The following is an 18,136-nucleotide window of genomic DNA, read 5'->3' on the forward strand; positions in this document are numbered from 1 at the left end:
AAACCGGTCCGACCGGCCACCCCGGAACAATCCCCCCTGTTCCCTGGTGGCCGGTTCTTCTCGTTGCGTCGGCGGTCGCCCTGCCGGTCCTCTTCGCCGTGATCACCTGGCAGGTGCTGGTGGACGGGCCGCTGCTGGGACCCGACGAGCGCCTCGGGCTGGAGCTTGCCGGCCGCGGCCCCGCCCCGCTCGCGGATCTCTTCGCCGACCTGGGCAACATGCAGGTCGCCGTCCCGGTACTGGCCTGCGCGGTGCTGGTCGCCTGGCTGCGCCGCGCCCGGCGGGCGGCCGTGTGCGCCGTCGCCGCCATGGCCGCCGTACCGGCGCTGGTGATCCCGCTCAAGCTGTGGACGGACCGTCAGGGGCCGCTGACCGAGGCCACGGGCTACTTCCCCTCCGGTCACACGACGACGGCGATGGTGGCCTACGGGGCCACCGCGCTGCTGCTCGCCCCGTACACGAGGCGGACATGGGTGACGCCCGCCGCCGCCGTGGCGCTGACGGCGGCGACGAGCGTCGGTCTGGTGCTGCGCGGCTACCACTGGCCGCTGGACGTGGTGGCCGCCTGGTGCCTGAGCGGCGTCCTGCTGCTCGCCCTGCGGGCGGGCGCGGGGGCCGGTCAGCCGCCGAAGTAGGCGTCGAAGTTCTTCGAGAACTCCCAGTTGTTGAAGCGGTCCCAGTTGATGGACCAGGTCATCAGACCGCGCAGCCCGCTCCAGGTCCCGTGGGTCTGGTAGCTGCCGCAGTCGGTCTTCTTGGTGAGGCAGTTCAGCGCCTTGGTGACCTCGGCCGGTGAGGTGTGGCCGTTGCCCGCCTGGGTGGACGCGGGGAGACCGAAGGCGACCTGCTCGGGGCGGAGCGCGGGGAAGACCTTCGACTGGTCGCCCGCCACCGGGAACCCGGTGAGCAGCATGTCGGTCATGGCGATGTGGAAGTCGGCGCCGCCCATGGAGTGGTACTGGTTGTCGAGGCCCATGATCGAGCCCGAGTTGTAGTCCTGGACGTGCAGCAGGGTGAGGTCGTCACGCAGGGCGTGGATGACCGGCAGGTAGGCGCCCGCGCGCGGGTCCTGGCCGCCCCAGGGGCCGGAGCCGTAGTACTGGTAGCCGAGCTGGACGAAGAAGGTCTCCGGGGCCATGGTGAGCACGAAGTCGTCACCGTACTTGGCCTTGAGGGACTTCACCGCGGAGATCAGGTTCACGATGACCGGGGTCTTGGGGCTGCGGAAGTCGGTGTCACCGGTGGCCAGCGAGAGCGAGTGGCCCTCGAAGTCGATGTCCAGGCCGTCGAGGCCGTAGGTGTCGATGATCTTGCCGACCGAGGTGACGAAGGCGTCGCGCGCGGCGGTCGTGGCGAGCTGCACCTGGCCGTTCTGGCCGCCGATCGAGATCAGCACCTTCTTGCCGGCCGCCTGCTTGGCCTTGATGGCGGCCTTGAACTCCGCCTCGCTCTCCACGTTCGGGCACTCGGTGACGGGGCAGAGCGAGAAGCGGATGTCCCCGGAGGTGACGGAGGTCGGCTCGCCGAAGGCGAGGTTGATGACGTCCCACGAGTCGGGCACGTCCGCCATCCGGGTGTAACCCGAGCCGTTGGCGAAGCTGGAGTGGAGGTAGCCGACCAGCGCGTGGGCCGGGAGCCCGGCGTCGGTCCCTCCCCCGCCACCGCCCGTGGCCGTGGTGACGTTCACGGCCGCCGACTTCGCCGACTCGCCCGCGGCGTTGACCGCGGAGACCTGGAACGTGTACGCGGTCGAGGCTGTCAGCCCGGTCACGGTGGCCGAGGTCCCGGTGGTGTCGAGGACCTTCGTGCCGGACCGGTAGACGCGGTAGCCGGTCGCCCCGGAGGAGGCGTTCCAGGACAGCGGGACGGAGCCGGCGGTGGCGGTGCCGGCCTTCAGCCCGGAGGGCACCGCGGGCAGGGCGACGGGGTCCCCGCCGGGGCCTGTCAGGGAGACGTCGTCGGCGTAGTAGGCGGGGGTGCCGTACCAGCCGTGGGTGTAAAGGGTCACGGAGGTCGTGGAGGGACCGGTCGTGAAGGTGGTGGTGAGCTTCTGGTACGCGCCGGCCGACTGGGTCCAGGTGGACACGTCGGTGGTGCCGGTGCCGGAGGCGCCGAGGTACACGTAGCTGCCCTGCACCCAGGCGCTCAGGGTGTAGGCGGAGCCGGGCTTCACGGTCACGGTCTGCGAGCAGCGCGCGTTGTCGCTGCCCGCCGGGGTCGCCTTGAGGGCCGATGTCCCGCCGTGCACCGGGGTGCTGACGACGGCTCCGCTGCCTCCGGAGCAGGTCCAGCCGGTCAGTCCGGACTCGAAGCCGCCGTTGCGGGCGAGTTCGGAGTCGGCGGCTCCTGCCGCGGGCGCGGTCGCCACGAGGGCGCCGGCGGCGAGGAGGACCGCCGAGAACGCGGCGAGAAGTCCGGAAGGTCTCACGGGTGGTCCACTACGTTCCACAACAGCCTCCGTGCAGGGGGGAATTGAGCCGTCCGCGCACAAGATGGTCCAGACCAATCAGGTTGTCAAGACCTCTGGCGGCCCGTCACCGCACATCGGCAGGCCCGCCGCGTGCCGAGGCGGCCGCCTCGTGCAGGGCGAGTTCCAGCAGGGTCGCGTCGGTGAGCGCGCCCGATCCGTCGGGCGGGACGATCCAGCGCATGCCGCCGACCGTCACGCCCGGCCGCGGGACGGCGATCCACGCCCCGCCGCCGACACCGCGGATCCCCGTCCCGAGCCAGCGCGCGGCCGTCCCCGGGGGGACGAAGTACCCCATCCGCGCCTCCCCGAAGCCGGCGAGGACCGGTCCCGGCCGGCCGATCAGGCGGGTGAGCACATCGAGCGTCGGATGACCCAGGCCCTCCGGGACGATCAGCACGTCCCAGAGCCGGCCCGCGGGAAGGAGCGCGATCCCCCTGGGGTCGCGCTCCCATTCCGCCCTGCAGGCGGCGGGATCCGGCGCCACCGACGCGAGCCACGCGATCGCGGCCTTCGCCCCCGTGCGAGTCATGACATGTCTCCCTCTCCCGTGGTCGCCGACGGGGTTCCGCCGGCGCGTACACGGGAGAGAGAGCGTCGACGCCGGATCATGACGCGGGTCCGGCGGCCGATCCTGGTGACCTGCGTCACCCGGGTGTGTCAGCTGTCGAAGCCCAGCCCCAGCCGGTCCATGGCCTTCAGCCACAGGTTGCGGCGTCCGCCGTTGCCGTCCGCGCGGGCGAGGGACCGCTTGGTGATCTCGATACCGGCCCAGGCGAAGGGTTCCGGCGGGAACGGCACGGGCTTCGAGCGGACCATCTCCAGACGGGTCCGCCCGGTCTCCTCGCCGGAGAGCAGATCGAGCATCACGTCCGCGCCGAACCGGGTGGACCCGACGCCCAGACCCGTGTATCCGGCGGCGTAGGCGACGCGTCCCCGGTGGGCGGTTCCGAAGAACGCGGTGAACCGGGAGCAGGTGTCGATCGCGCCTCCCCAGGCATGGGTGAAACGCACTCCGGAGAGCTGCGGGAAGTACTCGAAGAACTGCCCGGCCAGTTTCAGGAACGTCTCCGGCCGCTGGTCCAGACCGGGGTCGAGCCTGCCTCCGAACGGATAGACCGCGTCGTATCCGCCCCACAGGATCCGGTTGTCGGCGGAGAGCCGGAAGTAGTGGAACTGATTGGCGCTGTCACCGAGCCCCTGACGGCCCTTCCAGCCGATGGAGGCGAGCTGGCCCGCGGTGAGCGGCTCGGTCATCAGCGCGTAGTCGTAGACCGGCACGGTGTAGGGGCGGACCCGCCTGACCAGCGAGGGGAAGATGTTGGTCCCGAGCGCGACCTTCCGGGCGAAGACCCGCCCGTAGGGCGTACGGACCGCCATACCGGGACCGGAGCGGACGAGGTCCAGGCCCCGGGTGTGTTCGTGGATCCTGACACCCAGCTCCAGGCAGACCCGCTTGAGGCCCCAGGCGAGTTTGGCCGGGTGCAGCATCGCGACGCCGCGCCGGTCCAGGAGCCCGCCGAGGAAGGCGGGTGAGTCGACCTCGGCACGTACGGCGTCGCGGTCCAGGAAGTCCACACCGGTGATGCCGAGCCGCTGGATCTCCTGGTGCCGTTCCCGCAGTTCCTGAAGCTGATGGGGCTCGGTGGCGACGTCGATCTCACCGGTCCGCTCGAACTCGCAGTCGATGCCGTAGCGGGTGACGGCCTCCTCGATGGCGTCGAGGTTCCGTGCGCCGAGCTCCTCCAGGGTGCCGATCTCGTCGGGCCAGCGCTCCAGACCGTTGGCCAGGCCGTGGGTCAGGGAGGCGGCGCAGAACCCGCCGTTGCGGCCCGAGGCCGCCCAGCCCACCTCGCCGCCCTCGATCAGGACGACGTCGCGGCCGGGGTCGCGCTCCTTGGCGAGCAGCGCGGTCCACAGTCCGCTGTACCCGCCACCGACGACCAGGAGGTCGCAGTGCTCGTCCCCGGTCAGGGCCGGCTGGGCCTGCGGCTTCCCGGGGTCGTCGAGCCAGTAGGACACGGGGCGTGCGTGGCGAAGCGATTCTGCGGCGGTACGCATGGCATCCGGGGCCATGGTTTCCAACTCCTTCTGGTGCTATTTTCCCGCATTGCTCTTCCGGCGGCTCGATACGAGCTGACCGGCGAGAACCATCAGTACGGCGATGGCGAACATGGCCGTGCCGATGACGTTGATCTGCACAGGTGTTCCACGCTGGGCCGATCCCCAGACGAACATGGGGAAGGTGACCGTGGATCCCGCGTTGAAGTTGGTGATGATGAAGTCGTCGAAGGAGAGCGCGAAGGCGAGCAGCGCCCCGGCGGCGATTCCCGGAGCCGCGATCGGCAGGGTCACCCGGACGAATGTCTGGACAGGACCCGCGTAGAGGTCGCGGGCGGCCTCCTCGAGCCTCGGGTCCATCGACATGACGCGCGCCTTGACCGCGGTCACCACGAAGCTGAGACAGAACATGATGTGGGCGATCAGGATCGTCCAGAAGCCCAGCTGGGCCCCCATGTTGAGGAAGAGCGTCAGGAGCGAGGCCGCCATGACGACCTCGGGCATGGCCATCGGCAGGAAGATCAGCGAGTTGACGGTGCCCCGGGCCCGGAACCGGTAGCGGACCAGCGCGAACGCGATCATGGTGCCGAGCACGGTGGCTCCGAGCGTCGCCCAGAACGCGATCTGGAGCGAGAGGGAGAGCGAGCCGCAGAGGTCGGCCACCCCGCAGGGGTCCTTCCAGGCGTCCAGGGAGAAGTCCTGCCAGGCGTAGTTGAAGCGTCCCTTCGGCTTGTTGAAGGAGAACACCATCACGATCACGTTGGGCAGGATCATGTACGCGAGGGTCAGCAGGCCGGCGAGCACGACCAGGTTCCGGCGTATCCATCGGAGTACGGGCATCAGACCAGGTCCTCCGTACCGGAGCGGCGGATGTAGACGGTGACCATCAGGAGGACGACCGCCATGAGGATGAAGGAGAGCGCGGCCGCCGTCGGGTAGTCCAGGACCCGCAGGAACTGGCTCTGGATGACGCTGCCGACCATCTTGGTGTCGGTGGAGCCGAGGAGTTCCGCGTTGACGTAGTCACCGCTGGCCGGGATGAAGGTCAGCAGCGTGCCGGAGACGACGCCCGGCATGGAGAGCGGGAACGTCACCTTCCGGAAGGTGGTCGCCGGGGTGGCGTAGAGATCGCCCGCGGCCTCGTGCAGCCGGCCGTCGATCCGGTCGAGCGAGGTGTACAGCGGAAGGATCATGAACGGCAGGAAGTTGTAGGTGAGACCGCAGACGACGGCCATCGGGGTGGCGAGGACGCGGTTGTTCTCCGTCCAGCCGAGCCAGCTCGTGACGTCCAGGACGTGCAGGGTGTCCAGCGCTCCCACGACCGCGCCGCCGTCGGCGAGGATCGTCTTCCAGGCGAGCGTGCGGATCAGGAAGCTGGTGAAGAACGGCGCGATGACCAGGACCAGCACGAGGTTGCGCCAGCGGCCCGCCTTGAAGGCGATCAGATAGGCCAGCGGGTACCCGAGCAGCAGGCAGAGGATCGTCGCGGTGCCCGCGTACAGCAGGGACCGGATGAACTGCGGGTAGTAGTCGCGCAGCGCGTCGGCGTACGTCCGGAAGTGCCAGGTGACCTCGAAGCCCTTCTCCAGCGAGCCGGTCTGCACCGAGGTCGATGCCTGGTAGACGAGCGGCAGCGCGAAGAAGACGACCAGCCACAGGATGCCGGGGAGCAGCAGCCAGTAGGGCACGAGACGCTTGCGGGTGGAGGGCTTGCGGAGCACGGGGGCCCCGGATCCGGAGGGCGGCGCGGGCGGCGCCTCGGTGAGGCTCACGCCGCGTCCTCCACGCTCGCCGCACCGGCGTCGATGTCCTGGTCGGCGTCGAGTCCGAAGGTGTGGGCCGGGTCCCAGTGCAGGACGACCTCGGAGCCGGGGAGGAGTCCCTCGCGCCTGTCGACGTTCTGCTCGTAGACCTGGAGGGCCTTCCCCGCCGGGCTCTCCACCACGTACTGGGTGGAGACGCCGATGAAGCTGGAGTCGACGATCCGGCCGGTGACCCGGTTGCGGCCGGCGGCTATCGCGTCGGCGTCGTCGCTGCGGGCCAGGGACATCTTCTCGGGCCGGACGCCGAGGAGGAGGCGTCCGCCGGACGTGAGGGGTGCCTGACAGCGCTCACGGGGCAGGGTGAGCCTGCCTCCGCCGGCCGCGACGACGACGTCCGTCCCGGTAGAGACGATCTCGCCGCCGATGAGGTTGGAGGTGCCGAGGAAGTTGGCCACGAAGGTGGTGCGCGGGTTCTCGTAGAGGTCGGCGGGGGCGCCGAGCTGCTCGACCCGGCCGCCGTTCATCACCGCGACGGTGTCGGCCATGGTCATGGCTTCCTCCTGGTCGTGGGTGACGTGGACGAAGGTGATGCCGACCTCGGTCTGGATCCGCTTCAGTTCGAGCTGCATCCGGCGTCGCAGCTTGAGGTCGAGGGCGCCCAGCGGCTCGTCGAGCAGCAGGACCTGGGGGTGGTTGATCAGGGCGCGCGCCACGGCGACGCGCTGCTGCTGGCCGCCGGAGAGCTGGTGGGGCTTGCGGTGGGCGAAGTCGCCCAGCTGGACGAGCTCCAGCATCTCGTCGACCTGCTTCTTCACGGACTTGACGCCTCGGCGGCGCAGCCCGAAGGCGACGTTCTCGCTGACGTCGAGGTGGGGAAAGAGCGCGTAGCTCTGGAAGACGGTGTTGACCGGCCGCTTGTGCGGGGGCAGGTCCGTGATGTCGCGGTCGCCCAGCCACACCGTGCCGGTGGTGGCCTCCTCCAGCCCGGCGATCATCCGCAGGGTGGTGGTCTTGCCGCAGCCGGAGGCGCCGAGCAGGGCGAAGAAGGAGCCCTGCGGCACGGTCAGGTCGAGGGGGTGCACGGCGGTGAAGGAGCCGTAGGTCTTGCTGATCCCGGTGAGGCGGACGTCGCCGCCCGCCGTCTGCTGCTGTGTCATGGGTCGCGGTCCCAGTGGTGTCGGGGGAGATCGGGAGGTCTGGCCGGTCAGGCGCCGATGAGCTTGGCGAACTTCTCCTCGTACGCCGTCTCCTCCTCGGAGCTGAGGGAGCGGAAGGCCCTGGACTTCGAGGCCATCTCCTTGTCCGGGAGGATCAGCGTGTTGGACGCCATCGACTCGTCGATCTTCGCGAGTTCCTCGCGGACCCCGTCCACCGGACAGACGTAGTTGATGTACGCGGCGAGCTGGGCCGCCACCGGGGGCTCGTAGTAGTAGTCCATGAGCTTCTCGGCGTTGGTCTTGTGCCGCGCCCTGGCGGGGACCAGCATGTTGTCGCTGGAGGTGATGTAACCGGCGGCGGGGATCGTGAACTTGATGTCCGGGTTGTCGGCCTGGAGCTGGATGATGTCGCCGGCCCAGGCCACGCACGCCGCTATGTCGCCCTTGCTGAGGTCCGCGGTGTAGTCGTTGCCGGTGAAGCGGCGTATCTGCTTCCTGTCGACGCCCTTCTGGAGCCGGCCGATCGCCGCGTCGTAGTCGGCGTCCGTGAAGGATCCCGGGTCCTTGCCCATGTCCAGGAGCGTCATGCCGACCGAGTCGCGCATCTCGGAGAGGAAGGAGACCTTCCCCTTGAGCGCGGGGTCGTCGAGCAGCTGGCTGACGGAGTCGACCTTCCGGCCGCCGGTCGCCTTCTGGTTGTAGGCGATGACGGTCGGGATGCCCGTCCAGGGATAGGAGTACGCGCGCCCGGGATCCCAGTCGGGGCTGCGGAACTGGGGCGACAGGTTCGCGAAGGCGTGCGGCAGGTTCGCCGGGTCGAGCCGCTGCGCCCAGCCGAGCCGGATGATGCGGGCGGCGAGCCAGTCGGTCACGATGACGATGTCGCGGCCGGTGTCCTGGCCGGCCGCGAGCTGCGGCTTTATCTTCCCGAAGAACTCGACGTTGTCGTTGATGTCCTCCGTGTACTTGACCTTGATCCCGGTGCGTTTCGTGAACGCGTCCAGCGTCGGACGGCTCTTCTCGTCGTCGCTGACGTCCATGTACTCGGTCCAGTTGGAGAAGTTGATCAGCTTCTCCGACTCGGAGTGGTCGTCGGACGCCGCCGCGTCCCCCTCACTCGCCGCGGGAGGGATGCCGCAGGCGCTGAGCGTGCCGAGGCCGCCGAGCGCGAGCGCGCCCATGCCGGACGCCCTCAGGAGTGAACGGCGGGTGAGCGCGCCGCGGCCGTGGGTGAGGCTGCGCCTCATGGCCGCCAGCTGCGGCGCGGAGAGGTGCTCCGGCTCGTACTGCTCCATACGCGTTGCCCTTCCGGGTGGGAGGGGCCGCCGGGCGGCGGCCGCTTGCTATCGGTCCCCGAAGACGGTGCGGTGCCAGTCCTTCCTGGCCACCGCGGTGGTGTCGTACATGACGTGCTTGACCTGTGTGTACTCCTCGAAGGAGTACGACGACATGTCCTTGCCGAAGCCGCTGGCCTTGTACCCGCCGTGCGGCATCTCGCTGATGATCGGGATGTGGTCGTTGATCCACACGCAGCCCGCCGCGATCTCGCGAGTGGCGCGGTTGGCCCGGTAGACGTCGCGGCTCCAGGCCGAGGCGGCGAGCCCGTACGGGGTGTCGTTGGCCAGGGCGATCCCCTCGTCGTCCGTGTCGAAGGGCAGCACCACGAGCACCGGCCCGAAGATCTCCGAGCGGACGACCTCGCTGTCCTGGGCGGCACCGGCGATGAGCGTCGGCCGGTAGTAGGCGCCCTCGGCGAGCTCACCGCCGGGTGCCTCACCTCCGGTGACGACCGTGGCGTAGGCACGTGCCCGCTCGACGAAGCCGGCCACCCGGTCGCGCTGCTGGTGGCTGATCAGCGGGCCGAGGTCGGTCGACGGGTCGAAGGGGTCGCCGAGGCGGACACTCTCCATCAGCGCGGCGACGCCCTCCACGAACGCGTCGTACAGGGGGCGCTGGACGTAGGCGCGGGTGGCGGCCGTGCAGTCCTGGCCGGTGTTGATGAGGGAGGCGGCGACCGCGCCGTTCACCGCGGCGTCGAGATCGGCGTCGTCGAAGACGAGGAAGGGTGCCTTGCCTCCCAGTTCCAGGTGCAGGCGCTTCACGGTGGAGGTGGCGATCTCGGCGACCCTCCTGCCCACGGCTGTGGACCCGGTGAAGGAGGTCATCACGACGTCCGGATGGCCCACCAGGTGCTCGCCCGCGTCCTGGCCCGCCCCGGAGACGATGTTGATCACGCCGTCGGGGATGCCGGCCTCGGTGGCGGCCTGCGCGAACATCAGCGAGGTCACCGGGGTGATCTCGGCGGGCTTGAGCACGATCGTGTTACCGGCGGCGACGGCAGGGAGGATCTTCCAGGCGGCCATCTGGAGCGGGTAGTTCCACGGCGCGATCGAACCGACGACCCCGATGGGCTCGCGGCGCACGTAGGAGGTGTGGTCCCCGCTGTACTCGGCGGCCGACTTCCCTTCGAGGTGCCGGGCGGCGCCCGCGAAGAACGCGGCGTTGTCCACCGTGCCCGGGACGTCGAACTCGGTCGAAAGCTTGACCGGCTTGCCGCACTGCAGCGACTCGGCCGCCGCGAAGTCGTCGGCCCGGTCCGCGAGTACGGCGGCGAGGCGGTGCAGCGCGTCGGAGCGTTCGGCGGGGGTGAGCCCCGACCAGCCGGGGAACGCCTGGCGGGCGGCGGCCACGGCGGCGTCGACGTCGTCGGTGCTCGCCAGTTCGTAGCGCAGGACCGTCTCGCCCGTCGCCGGGTTCACCACCTCCTGGTCGCGTCCCGACGTGCCGCGGCGCAGCTGACCGCCGATGTACTGCGCACCCGCCGCGAAGCGTTCCCGCACCTGGAATTCGTTGCCCATGACGCTCTCCTCCGCCTGCCCCTGATCAGGGGCGGCGTAGCTTCTTCACGAATTGAGTGCCGATCCTGGCAGAGGCACCCTCCACCAACAAGTGATTCCGTTGTTTCCTTTTGGTTACGCGACGGAATCTGTCGACGATGTGTCGCGTGAACATGGAAATACCCAGACTCGCTGTCCGTGGCGGATGCCAGACTCGGCTGACATGGGACAGGAACACATGGACGGCCTGCTGGCGCGCACGGCGCGCGGTGAGCGTGTGAAGTACCTGCCGTTCTGGGGACACCGGCCCCGGCCGGACGGCAGCCTCGGGAAGAGTTGCCTCAGCCAGTGGTGGCCCTCCCCCTTCACCGTCGACGCGGTGACCTACGCCTCGGCCGAGCACTGGATGATGGCCGGGAAGGCGCGGCTCTTCGGGGACGCCGAGACGGAGGAACTCGCTCTCGGTGCGCGCAGTCCGGCCGCCGCGAAGAAGGCGGGACGCCTGGTGAAGGGGTTCGACGACGCGGTCTGGGCGCGCGAGCGGTTCGCCCTGGTCGTCACGGGCAGCGTCCACAAGTTCGGCCAGGACCCCGCGCTGCGGGCGTATCTGCTGGGCACGGGGGACCGGGTGCTCGTCGAGGCCAGTCCGGTGGACCGGATATGGGGCATCGGACTGGCCGCGGACGATCCGCGGGCCGCGGACCCCGCCTCCTGGCGCGGGCTGAATCTGCTGGGCTTCGCGCTGATGGAGGCGAGGACGCTGCTGCGCGCGGGGTGAGGGGCCGCGGCAGAGGCCCGGCCCGTCACCCCGCGTGCGCGGAGGTCAGCGGGAGGAGTCGACCACCAGGGACGTGGCGTAGGGGTCGTAGTAGTCGTACTCGCCGCTCGACTCGTCGTTGGCCACGGCCCAGATCAGGAATCCGAGGAAGACCGCGCCGATGACGATCGAGACGGACCCGAGGATGATCCCCGCGAGCGCCATGCCCCCGTTGGTCGCCTCGCCGCGCTTGGCCCGGCCGCGGCCGATGATCCCGAAGATCAGGGCGAGGATGCCCAGGATCACCCCGAGCCCCCACATGCAGAAGCCCACGACGGCGATGATCCCGAGCACCATCGCCGCGATCCCCAGCCCGTTCGCGGGCGCGGGGCCCCAGGGCTGCTGACCGGCGTATCCGGGGTAGCCCGGGTATCCGTAGCCGGCGGAGGGCGCGGCCGGGTAGCCGTACGCGGCCGAGGGGGAGGAAGGGGCGCCCGGGTAGCCGTACGGGCCCGGCTCGCCCGGCCCGTTGGGCCCGACCGGTGGCGCGGGCAGCGGGCCGAAGGCTCCGTCCGGACCGGGCACAGGTTGCGCGCCCCCGTCGGCGCCCGGCATCGATGTGACCGTCTGCTGGTCGTGCACGGCGGGCGGAACCGTGTCCGCGGGCTTCTTGCCCAGCTCGACCCTGCTGTCCGGCGGCGCCCACGGGTCGCGCGGAACGCCCTCGCCCCCGGGTCGCTGTGTGCTGTCTGACATGTGCCTCCCCCATCGTGGTCCCGCCATGCTACGGCTCGCCCGGACGCCGCAGGACCCCGCATACGATGATCTGTGCGGCCGGCGTACCCGGCCCATGACAGAGATCCGGGAGTATCCGATGAACGATCCGCACCCCTTCATCGCGGGGCTGCCCAAGGCCGAGCTCCACGTGCACCACGTCGGGTCCGCGTCGCCCCGCATCGTGGCCGAACTGGCCGCGCACCACCCCGACTCCAAGGTGCCCGCGGACCCTGAGGCGCTGTCGGAGTTCTTCACCTTCACGGACTTCGGGCACTTCATCGAGGTCTACCTCTCGGTGGTCGACCTGATCCGCACACCCGAGGACGTGCGGCTGCTGACCTTCGAGGTCGCCCGTGACATGGCGAGGCAGAACATCCGGTACGCGGAGCTGACCGTCACCCCCTTCAGCTCGACCCGGCGGGGCATCCCGGAGCAGGGGTTCATGGAGGCGATCGAGGACGCGCGCAAGGCGGCCGAGGCGGAACTCGGCGTCGTCCTGCGCTGGTGCTTCGACATCCCGGGCGAGGCGGGCCTCGAGGCCGCCGAGGAGACGACCCGGCTGGCGGTGGACCTGCGCCCCGAGGGGCTCGTCTCCTTCGGCCTGGGCGGCCCCGAGGTGGGCGTGGAGCGGCCGCAGTTCAAGCCCTACTTCGACCGGGCGATCGCCGAGGGTCTGCACTCCGTGCCGCACGCCGGGGAGACCACCGGTCCGCGGACCGTATGGGACGCGCTCACCGCCCTGCGGGCGGAGCGCATCGGCCACGGCACGAGCTCCGTCCAGGACCCGGAGCTGCTCGCCCACCTCGCCGAGCACCGCATCGCGCTGGAGGTCTGCCCGACCTCGAACATCGCCACCCGGGCGGTCGCCGACCTCGACCTGCACCCGATCAGGGAGATGGTCGAGGCCGGCGTCCTCGTCACGGTCAACAGCGACGACCCGCCCATGTTCGGCACCGACCTCAACACCGAGTACGCGGTCGCGGCCCGGCTCCTCGGCCTGGACGAAGAGGGTCTGGCAGGGCTGGCGAGGAACGCGGTCGAGGCATCGTTCCTGGACCCTGCCGGCAAGCGGGCCCTGACCGCCGAGATCGACACGTACACGGCGAACTGGCTCCGGACGTCCGGCCGGTGAGTCCCGGCGGTCACAATGGCCCCATGACCACCACCGTCACCGCCGTGGCGCACCGCGGCGATCCCTACCGGGCCCGCGAGAACACCCTGCCCTCGATCCTGTCGGCCGTGGAACAGGGGGCGGACGCGGTCGAGATCGACGTACGCGTCACCCGTGACCGGGTCCCGGTCCTGCTGCACGACTCCACTCTGGAGCGCCTGTGGGGCCATGACGTCCGCCTCGACCGGCTGGACCACGAGGAGCTGACGAGGAGGACCGGCGGCGGGGTCCCCACCCTGCGCGAGGCGCTGTCGGCGGCCGGGGACCGCCGGGTCATGATCGACCTCCCCGGCGCGACCGAGTCCGCCGTACGCGAGGTCGTGGGGACCGTGCGGGAGTGCGGGGCCCAGGACCGCGCGTACTACTGCGCCGACACGCACGCGATGCTGCGGGTGCGCGCGGCCGATCCGTCCGCCGAGATCGCCCTGACCTGGACGACGCTCGCACCACCGCGTCCCGTGCTGCTGGAAGCGGTGCGGCCGCGCTGGCTCAACTTCCGGTTCGGCCTGCTGAGCCGCGCACTGGCGGACCGTGTGCACTCCGACGGGCTGCTCGTCTCCGCCTGGACGGCGGACACCCGGCGCACGATGCGCCGGCTGATCTCGTACGGCGTCGACTCGATCACCACGAACCGGATCGACGCGCTGCGCTCCCAGCTGGTCAAGTCGGGCCCAGGAAAGGGTGTTTGACCGATCCGGCATCATGGGCGGGTCGCACCCCATCACCCCAGGAGCAGCTGTGCCCGAGTCAGGCCACCGTCCGGCAACCACCCGCGTCCGCGCGGACATCGCCCACAACGCCCGGGTGTGGAACTACTGGCTGGGCGGCGGCGACCACTATGCCGTCGACCGCGCGGTGGGTGACCGGGTGACCGGCATGTACCCGAGCATCGGCGAGGTGGCCCGGGCGGACCGCGCGTTCCTCGGGCGGGTGGTCCGCCATCTGGCCGGTGACGTGGGGATCGGCCAGTTCCTGGACATAGGCACCGGCCTGCCGACGGCGGACAACACCCACGAGGTCGCCCAGCACACCGCGCCCGACGCGCGGGTCGTCTACGTCGACAACGACCCGATCGTGCTGGCCCACTCGCGCTCCCTGCTCACCAGCACACCGGAGGGCGCCACCGAGTACGTGGAGGCGGACGCGCGGGAGCCCGAGACGATCCTGCGGGCTGCCGGCCGGACGCTGGACCTCGGGCGCCCGGTCGCGGTGATGATGCTGGGCATCCTCAACTTCGTCCTGGACACGGACGAGGCCCGGTCCGTCGTCACCACGCTGATGGACGCGCTGCCGCCGGGCAGCCATCTGGTGCTCACCCACCCCACGCTGGAGCTGGGCGGCGAGGGCAACGCGGCCGCGATGCGCTTCTGGAACGAGAACGCGACCCCTCCGATCACCGCCCGCAGCCGCGCGGAGTTCGCCTCGCTCCTCGACGGCCTGGTCCTCCTCGACCCCGGCATCGTCTCCTGCTCCCGCTGGCGCGCCGCCCCCTTCGGCCGGGCCCCCGAGGTCGCCCAGTTCGCGGCGGTGGGCCGGAAGGCCTGACGCCCCCCGGCCCAGGACGCGTCACACCGCGGCCGGGGCCGCGGCCTCGGCTGGGAGCTGCTTGATCATGCGCCGCACGACCAGCAGCGGGATGATCCCGAAGACCCCGAAGGACATGTCGATCACGCTCCACCAGAAGGGGATGTCCCGGACCGGTCCGCAGATCAGGGCGAGCGGGACGATCCCGGCGCAGGCGATCATGCCGAACTCGACGACCCAGATGTTGCGGACCGGGTCGCGGTAGGGCCCGTAGAACGCGACCGCGATCACGAGGTGGGCGAAGGCCAGCCAGTCGGTGCCGTAGAGCAGGAACGGGTAGGCCGAATCGGCCTCGTCGAGTCCGGTGCGAACCCTGGTGATCCACTCCAGCAGGCCCGGGAGGTGTTCGGGGACGGGTGAGGCGGAGGAGCTCAACAGATCCTCCGTCCAACGGAGTTCGGTGATCAGCGGAAAGGCTGTCAGCCCGCTGAGCACCAGACAGAGGATGAAGACGACCAACCACACGCGTATGCGCCGCAAGAGGGCTCGCTCGCTCATGCCCCGCAGCGTACGCTCATCATGAACACGTTCAAAAAGCGGGGCCTGCAGTCACCGTCGGCGGTTCACCCGGCCGCCCTCCGAGCCACGGCGGGGGTGTCCGGCCCGCCGACGGCGGGGACGGCCGGGCGGGGCGGGCACGCCCGTCGGCACCGGACGGCGCCGCCTGTCTCACAGCCCGACGATGGCGTTCCACCTCTTGGCGTAGTCCGTGCGTTCCTCGGAGGTGATGTCGCGCGCGATGGCCAGCCGTTTCCGCATCGCACCGTCGGGGAAGACCAGCGGGTTGGCGGCGAGGGCCGCGGTCTCCTCGTCCTTGGCGGAGGCGAGGACGTCGCGGGCGGCCGGCACCGGGCAGACGTAGTTGACCCAGGCGGCCAGGGCTGCCGCGACCTCCGGCTCGTAGTAGTGGTCGACCAGTTTCTCCGCGTTGCGCTTGTGGGCCGCGAGGTTGGGGATCATCAGGGACTCCGACCAGAGTTCGGCGCCCTCCTCGGGCACGACGAACTCGATGTCCGGGTTGTCGGCCTGGAGTTGGAGGACGTCCCCCGAGTAGGCCTGGCAGGCGAGCACATCGCCGTTGGACAGGTCCTTGATGTAGTCGTTGCCGGTGAAGCGGCGGATGTGCCGGGAGCGGACGCGCTTCTCCACCTGCTCGCACATCGCGTCGAAGTCGTCGGCGTTCCAGCGGGTGATGTCCACGCCGTTGCCCTGCATCAGCAGGGCGAAGGCCTCGTCGAGCCCGGACAGCAGGGTCACCCTGCCCCGCAGGTCGTCCGCCCAGAGCTCACCGGTGTGCCGGATCTCGCGGCCGAGCTTCGCCCGGTTGTACGCGATCCCGGTGATCCCGGACTGCCAGGGCACGCTGTGCAGCCGCCCCTCGTCGAAGGCGGGGTCGCGCAGTTGGGGGTCCAGGTACCGGGTGACGTTGGGCTGCCGGGACCGGTCCATCTCCTGCACCCAGCCCAGGCGTACGAAGCGCGCGGCCATCCAGTCGCTGATGACGACGAGGTCCCGGCCGGTCGACTGGTGGTTCATCAGCGCGGGGCTGATCTTCCCGAAGAACTCGTCGTTGTCGTTGATCTCCTCGGTGTACGTGACGGAGATCCCCGTCCGGCGCGTGAACCCGTCGAGCGTGGGCCGCTTCGACAGGTCCTCGTCGTCGGTGTCGATGTAGAGCGGCCAGTTCGCGAAGTGCAGGGTGTGGTCCGTGGCCGAGCTGTCGTGGCCCGCGCGGTCACCCGGCTCCACATAGGCGGCGGGCACCCCGCAGGCGGCCAGGGCGGCTCCGGCCGACCCCACGCCGAGGGCGCGCAGAAGGGAACGGCGGGACATGAGGTGGGGCGGATTCGAGCGCACCCGCGCAGCATGCCCCTCGGTCTGCGCGGCGGGCAATCGACCGATCGTCCAGCGGGAGCGCCCCGTTGCGCACACCCTGTCGATGCGCCGGGCCCTCCGCGGCCCGCGGAGGACCCGTGCGAACGGCCCCGGGCGTGGAGCCCGGGGCCGCTGTACGCGCACGCCGTACGGAATCAGCCGTCGAGTGACGTCATGACGTGCTTGATCCGGGTGTAGTCCTCGAAGCCGTAGGCGGAGAGGTCCTTGCCGTAGCCGGACTTCTTGAACCCGCCGTGCGGCATCTCCGCGACCAGCGGGATGTGGGTGTTGATCCACACGCAGCCGAAGTCGAGGTTCTTGGACATCCGCATCGCGCGCGCGTGGTCCTTGGTCCACACCGAGGAGGCCAGCGCGTACTCGACGCCGTTGGCGTACTCGACGGCCTGGGCCTCGTCCGTGAAGGACTGCACGGTGATGACGGGCCCGAAGACCTCGTGCTGGACGATCTCGTCGTCCTGGCGCAGGCCCGAGACGACGGTGGGGGCGTAGAAGTAGCCCTTGTCGCCGACCCGGTGACCGCCGGCCTCGACCTTGGCGTGCGCGGGGAGGCGCTCGATGAAGCCGCTGACCTGCGCCAGCTGGTTGGCGTTGTTGAGCGGGCCGTAGAGCACGTCCTCGTCGTCCGGCAGGCCGGTCTTCGTGTCGGCCGCGGCCTTGGCGAGCGCGGTGACGAACTCGTCGTGGATGGACTCGTGGACCATGACGCGGGTGGCCGCGGTGCAGTCCTGACCGGCGTTGAAGTAGCCGGCCTCCGAGATGCCGGCGACCGCCTTGGCGATGTCGGTGTCCTCGAAGACGACGACCGGCGCCTTGCCGCCGAGTTCCAGGTGGACCCTCTTGACGTCCTTGGCGGCGGATTCGGCGACCTGCATGCCGGCGCGCACCGAACCGGTGATGGAGGCCATGGCCGGCGTCGGGTGCTCGACCATCGCCCGGCCGGTGTCCCGGTCGCCGCAGATGACGTTGAAGACGCCCTTGGGCAGGATCTGCCCGATGATCTCGGCGATCAGCACGGTCGACGCCGGGGTGGTGTCCGACGGCTTGATCACGACGGTGTTGCCCGCGGCGAGCGCCGGGGCGAACTTCCAGACGGCCATCATCATCGGGTAGTTCCAGGGCGCCACCTGGGCGCAGACGCCCACGGGCTCACGGCGGACGATCGAGGTGAGGCCCTCCATGTACTCACCCGCCGAGCGGCCCTCGAGCAGCCGGGCGGCACCCGCGAAGAAGCGGATCTGGTCCACCATCGGCGGGATCTCTTCGGTGCGGGTGAGGCCGATCGGCTTGCCGGTGTTCTCCGACTCCGCGGCGATGAGGTCCTCGGCCCGCTCCTCGAAGGCGTCCGCGATCTTCAGCAGTGCCTTCTGGCGTTCGGCGGGCGTCACGTCCCGCCAGGCGGGGAACGCGGCGGCCGCGGCGTCCATGGCGGCATCGACGTCGGCCTGTCCCGAGAGCGGAGAGGTCGCGTAGACCTCTTCCGTCACGGGATTGACCACATCGATGGTCCGCCCGTCCGCGGCGTCCCGGAATTCTCCGTTGATGTAGTTGCGCAGGCGGCGCACCTCGGTGGTCACGACCACCCCTCCTGTCGGCTGTCCGATGGGTGAGACTTCCACCCTAGACCGTTCGGTGACGCTTTCGACATACCCACCCGCCGTCTCCTTCG

The 18,136-nt window shown here is 70.3% G+C and carries 17 protein-coding genes; 5 read left to right on the plus strand and 12 right to left on the minus strand.

What is annotated here, in order from left to right; translation table 11 throughout:
* Window positions 1–98 precede the first annotated feature (98 nt).
* Window positions 99–635 (plus strand): phosphatase PAP2 family protein, encoded by a 537-nt coding sequence (locus tag ACFXOA_RS22415; protein ID WP_385031264.1) that lies wholly within the window; start codon window positions 99–101, stop codon window positions 633–635.
* Here the strand turns inward: ACFXOA_RS22415 and ACFXOA_RS22420 are convergent.
* The 8 genes from ACFXOA_RS22420 to ACFXOA_RS22455 form a co-directional block, all read right to left on the minus strand.
* Window positions 620–2,449: a chitinase gene (locus ACFXOA_RS22420; RefSeq protein WP_385031267.1), complete on the minus strand. Its 1,830-nt coding sequence runs from the start codon at window positions 2,447–2,449 to the stop codon at window positions 620–622. The two genes, ACFXOA_RS22415 and ACFXOA_RS22420, sit on opposite strands and share 16 nt — an antisense overlap.
* 85 nt (window positions 2,450–2,534) lie before the next feature.
* Entirely contained in the window at window positions 2,535–2,999 is a 465-nt protein-coding gene (locus ACFXOA_RS22425; RefSeq protein ID WP_385031270.1) for a hypothetical protein, read from the minus strand.
* A 128-nt stretch (window positions 3,000–3,127) separates the two neighbouring features.
* On the minus strand, window positions 3,128–4,543 hold the full coding sequence (locus tag ACFXOA_RS22430) for an NAD(P)/FAD-dependent oxidoreductase (RefSeq protein ID WP_385031273.1): 1,416 nt from the start codon (window positions 4,541–4,543) through the stop codon (window positions 3,128–3,130).
* Between the two features lie 21 nt (window positions 4,544–4,564).
* Window positions 4,565–5,368 (minus strand): ABC transporter permease, encoded by an 804-nt coding sequence (locus tag ACFXOA_RS22435; RefSeq protein ID WP_385031276.1) that lies wholly within the window; start codon window positions 5,366–5,368, stop codon window positions 4,565–4,567.
* Window positions 5,368–6,300: an ABC transporter permease gene (locus tag ACFXOA_RS22440; protein ID WP_385031279.1), complete on the minus strand. Its 933-nt coding sequence runs from the start codon at window positions 6,298–6,300 to the stop codon at window positions 5,368–5,370. The genes ACFXOA_RS22435 and ACFXOA_RS22440 overlap by 1 nt, the downstream gene beginning before the upstream one ends.
* Entirely contained in the window at window positions 6,297–7,448 is a 1,152-nt protein-coding gene (locus ACFXOA_RS22445) for an ABC transporter ATP-binding protein (RefSeq protein ID WP_385031282.1), read from the minus strand. The genes ACFXOA_RS22440 and ACFXOA_RS22445 overlap by 4 nt, the downstream gene beginning before the upstream one ends.
* Before the next feature lie 47 nt (window positions 7,449–7,495).
* Window positions 7,496–8,743, minus strand: coding sequence for a PotD/PotF family extracellular solute-binding protein (locus ACFXOA_RS22450; protein WP_385031285.1), 1,248 nt, complete (start codon window positions 8,741–8,743; stop codon window positions 7,496–7,498).
* A gap of 48 nt (window positions 8,744–8,791) precedes the next feature.
* A complete protein-coding gene (locus tag ACFXOA_RS22455) occupies window positions 8,792–10,306 on the minus strand; it encodes a gamma-aminobutyraldehyde dehydrogenase (protein WP_385031288.1) in 1,515 nt (504 codons plus the stop codon).
* Between the two features lie 217 nt (window positions 10,307–10,523).
* On the opposite strand from ACFXOA_RS22455, the gene ACFXOA_RS22460 reads away from it, so the two are divergent.
* On the plus strand, window positions 10,524–11,063 hold the full coding sequence (locus tag ACFXOA_RS22460; RefSeq protein ID WP_385031345.1) for an NADAR family protein: 540 nt from the start codon (window positions 10,524–10,526) through the stop codon (window positions 11,061–11,063).
* A 45-nt stretch (window positions 11,064–11,108) separates the two neighbouring features.
* On the opposite strand, the gene ACFXOA_RS22465 is transcribed toward ACFXOA_RS22460, so the two are convergent.
* A complete protein-coding gene (locus ACFXOA_RS22465) occupies window positions 11,109–11,798 on the minus strand; it encodes a DUF4190 domain-containing protein (RefSeq protein WP_385031291.1) in 690 nt (229 codons plus the stop codon).
* 118 nt (window positions 11,799–11,916) lie between these two features.
* On the opposite strand from ACFXOA_RS22465, the gene ACFXOA_RS22470 reads away from it, so the two are divergent.
* From ACFXOA_RS22470 to ACFXOA_RS22480, 3 genes are read left to right on the plus strand one after another with little or no spacing between them, the layout of a single operon-like run.
* Window positions 11,917–12,951 (plus strand): adenosine deaminase, encoded by a 1,035-nt coding sequence (locus ACFXOA_RS22470; RefSeq protein ID WP_385031294.1) that lies wholly within the window; start codon window positions 11,917–11,919, stop codon window positions 12,949–12,951.
* 23 nt (window positions 12,952–12,974) lie between these two features.
* Window positions 12,975–13,679: a glycerophosphodiester phosphodiesterase gene (locus tag ACFXOA_RS22475; RefSeq protein WP_385031296.1), complete on the plus strand. Its 705-nt coding sequence runs from the start codon at window positions 12,975–12,977 to the stop codon at window positions 13,677–13,679.
* Window positions 13,680–13,692: 13 nt separating this feature from the next.
* Complete coding sequence (locus ACFXOA_RS22480) at window positions 13,693–14,535, plus strand: SAM-dependent methyltransferase (RefSeq protein ID WP_385031348.1); 843 nt, start codon at window positions 13,693–13,695, stop codon at window positions 14,533–14,535.
* 21 nt (window positions 14,536–14,556) lie between these two features.
* Here the strand turns inward: ACFXOA_RS22480 and ACFXOA_RS22485 are convergent, their stop codons facing one another.
* The 3 genes from ACFXOA_RS22485 to ACFXOA_RS22495 form a co-directional block, all read right to left on the minus strand.
* Window positions 14,557–15,072, minus strand: a complete 516-nt coding sequence (locus tag ACFXOA_RS22485) for a hypothetical protein (RefSeq protein ID WP_385031299.1) — start codon at window positions 15,070–15,072, stop codon at window positions 14,557–14,559.
* Window positions 15,073–15,243: 171 nt separating this feature from the next.
* Complete coding sequence (locus tag ACFXOA_RS22490; RefSeq protein ID WP_385031302.1) at window positions 15,244–16,407, minus strand: PotD/PotF family extracellular solute-binding protein; 1,164 nt, start codon at window positions 16,405–16,407, stop codon at window positions 15,244–15,246.
* 197 nt (window positions 16,408–16,604) lie between these two features.
* The gene (locus tag ACFXOA_RS22495) at window positions 16,605–18,044 is read right to left on the minus strand and encodes a gamma-aminobutyraldehyde dehydrogenase (protein WP_385031305.1); all 1,440 of its coding nucleotides are present in this window, start codon (window positions 18,042–18,044) and stop codon (window positions 16,605–16,607) included.
* Window positions 18,045–18,136 lie beyond the last annotated feature (92 nt).

The organism is Streptomyces sp. NPDC059166, from assembly GCF_042755185.1.
Classification (GTDB): Bacteria; Actinomycetota; Actinomycetes; order Streptomycetales; family Streptomycetaceae; genus Streptomyces.

Excerpts from the sequence above, each read along its gene's own strand:
- ACFXOA_RS22475 (WP_385031296.1), top strand. The coding sequence starts at position 12,975 with ATGACCACCACCGTCACCGCCGTGGCGCACCGCGGCGATCCCTACCGG.
- ACFXOA_RS22430 (WP_385031273.1), bottom strand. The coding sequence starts at position 4,543 with ATGGCCCCGGATGCCATGCGTACCGCCGCAGAATCGCTTCGCCACGCA.
- ACFXOA_RS22465 (WP_385031291.1), bottom strand. The coding sequence starts at position 11,798 with ATGTCAGACAGCACACAGCGACCCGGGGGCGAGGGCGTTCCGCGCGAC.
- ACFXOA_RS22485 (WP_385031299.1), bottom strand. The coding sequence starts at position 15,072 with ATGAGCGAGCGAGCCCTCTTGCGGCGCATACGCGTGTGGTTGGTCGTC.
- ACFXOA_RS22480 (WP_385031348.1), top strand. The coding sequence starts at position 13,693 with ATGGGCGGGTCGCACCCCATCACCCCAGGAGCAGCTGTGCCCGAGTCA.
- ACFXOA_RS22450 (WP_385031285.1), bottom strand. The coding sequence starts at position 8,743 with ATGGAGCAGTACGAGCCGGAGCACCTCTCCGCGCCGCAGCTGGCGGCC.
- ACFXOA_RS22470 (WP_385031294.1), top strand. The coding sequence starts at position 11,917 with ATGAACGATCCGCACCCCTTCATCGCGGGGCTGCCCAAGGCCGAGCTC.
- ACFXOA_RS22455 (WP_385031288.1), bottom strand. The coding sequence starts at position 10,306 with ATGGGCAACGAATTCCAGGTGCGGGAACGCTTCGCGGCGGGTGCGCAG.
- ACFXOA_RS22490 (WP_385031302.1), bottom strand. The coding sequence starts at position 16,407 with ATGTCCCGCCGTTCCCTTCTGCGCGCCCTCGGCGTGGGGTCGGCCGGA.
- ACFXOA_RS22435 (WP_385031276.1), bottom strand. The coding sequence starts at position 5,368 with ATGCCCGTACTCCGATGGATACGCCGGAACCTGGTCGTGCTCGCCGGC.
- ACFXOA_RS22460 (WP_385031345.1), top strand. The coding sequence starts at position 10,524 with ATGGACGGCCTGCTGGCGCGCACGGCGCGCGGTGAGCGTGTGAAGTAC.
- ACFXOA_RS22445 (WP_385031282.1), bottom strand. The coding sequence starts at position 7,448 with ATGACACAGCAGCAGACGGCGGGCGGCGACGTCCGCCTCACCGGGATC.
- ACFXOA_RS22425 (WP_385031270.1), bottom strand. The coding sequence starts at position 2,999 with ATGACTCGCACGGGGGCGAAGGCCGCGATCGCGTGGCTCGCGTCGGTG.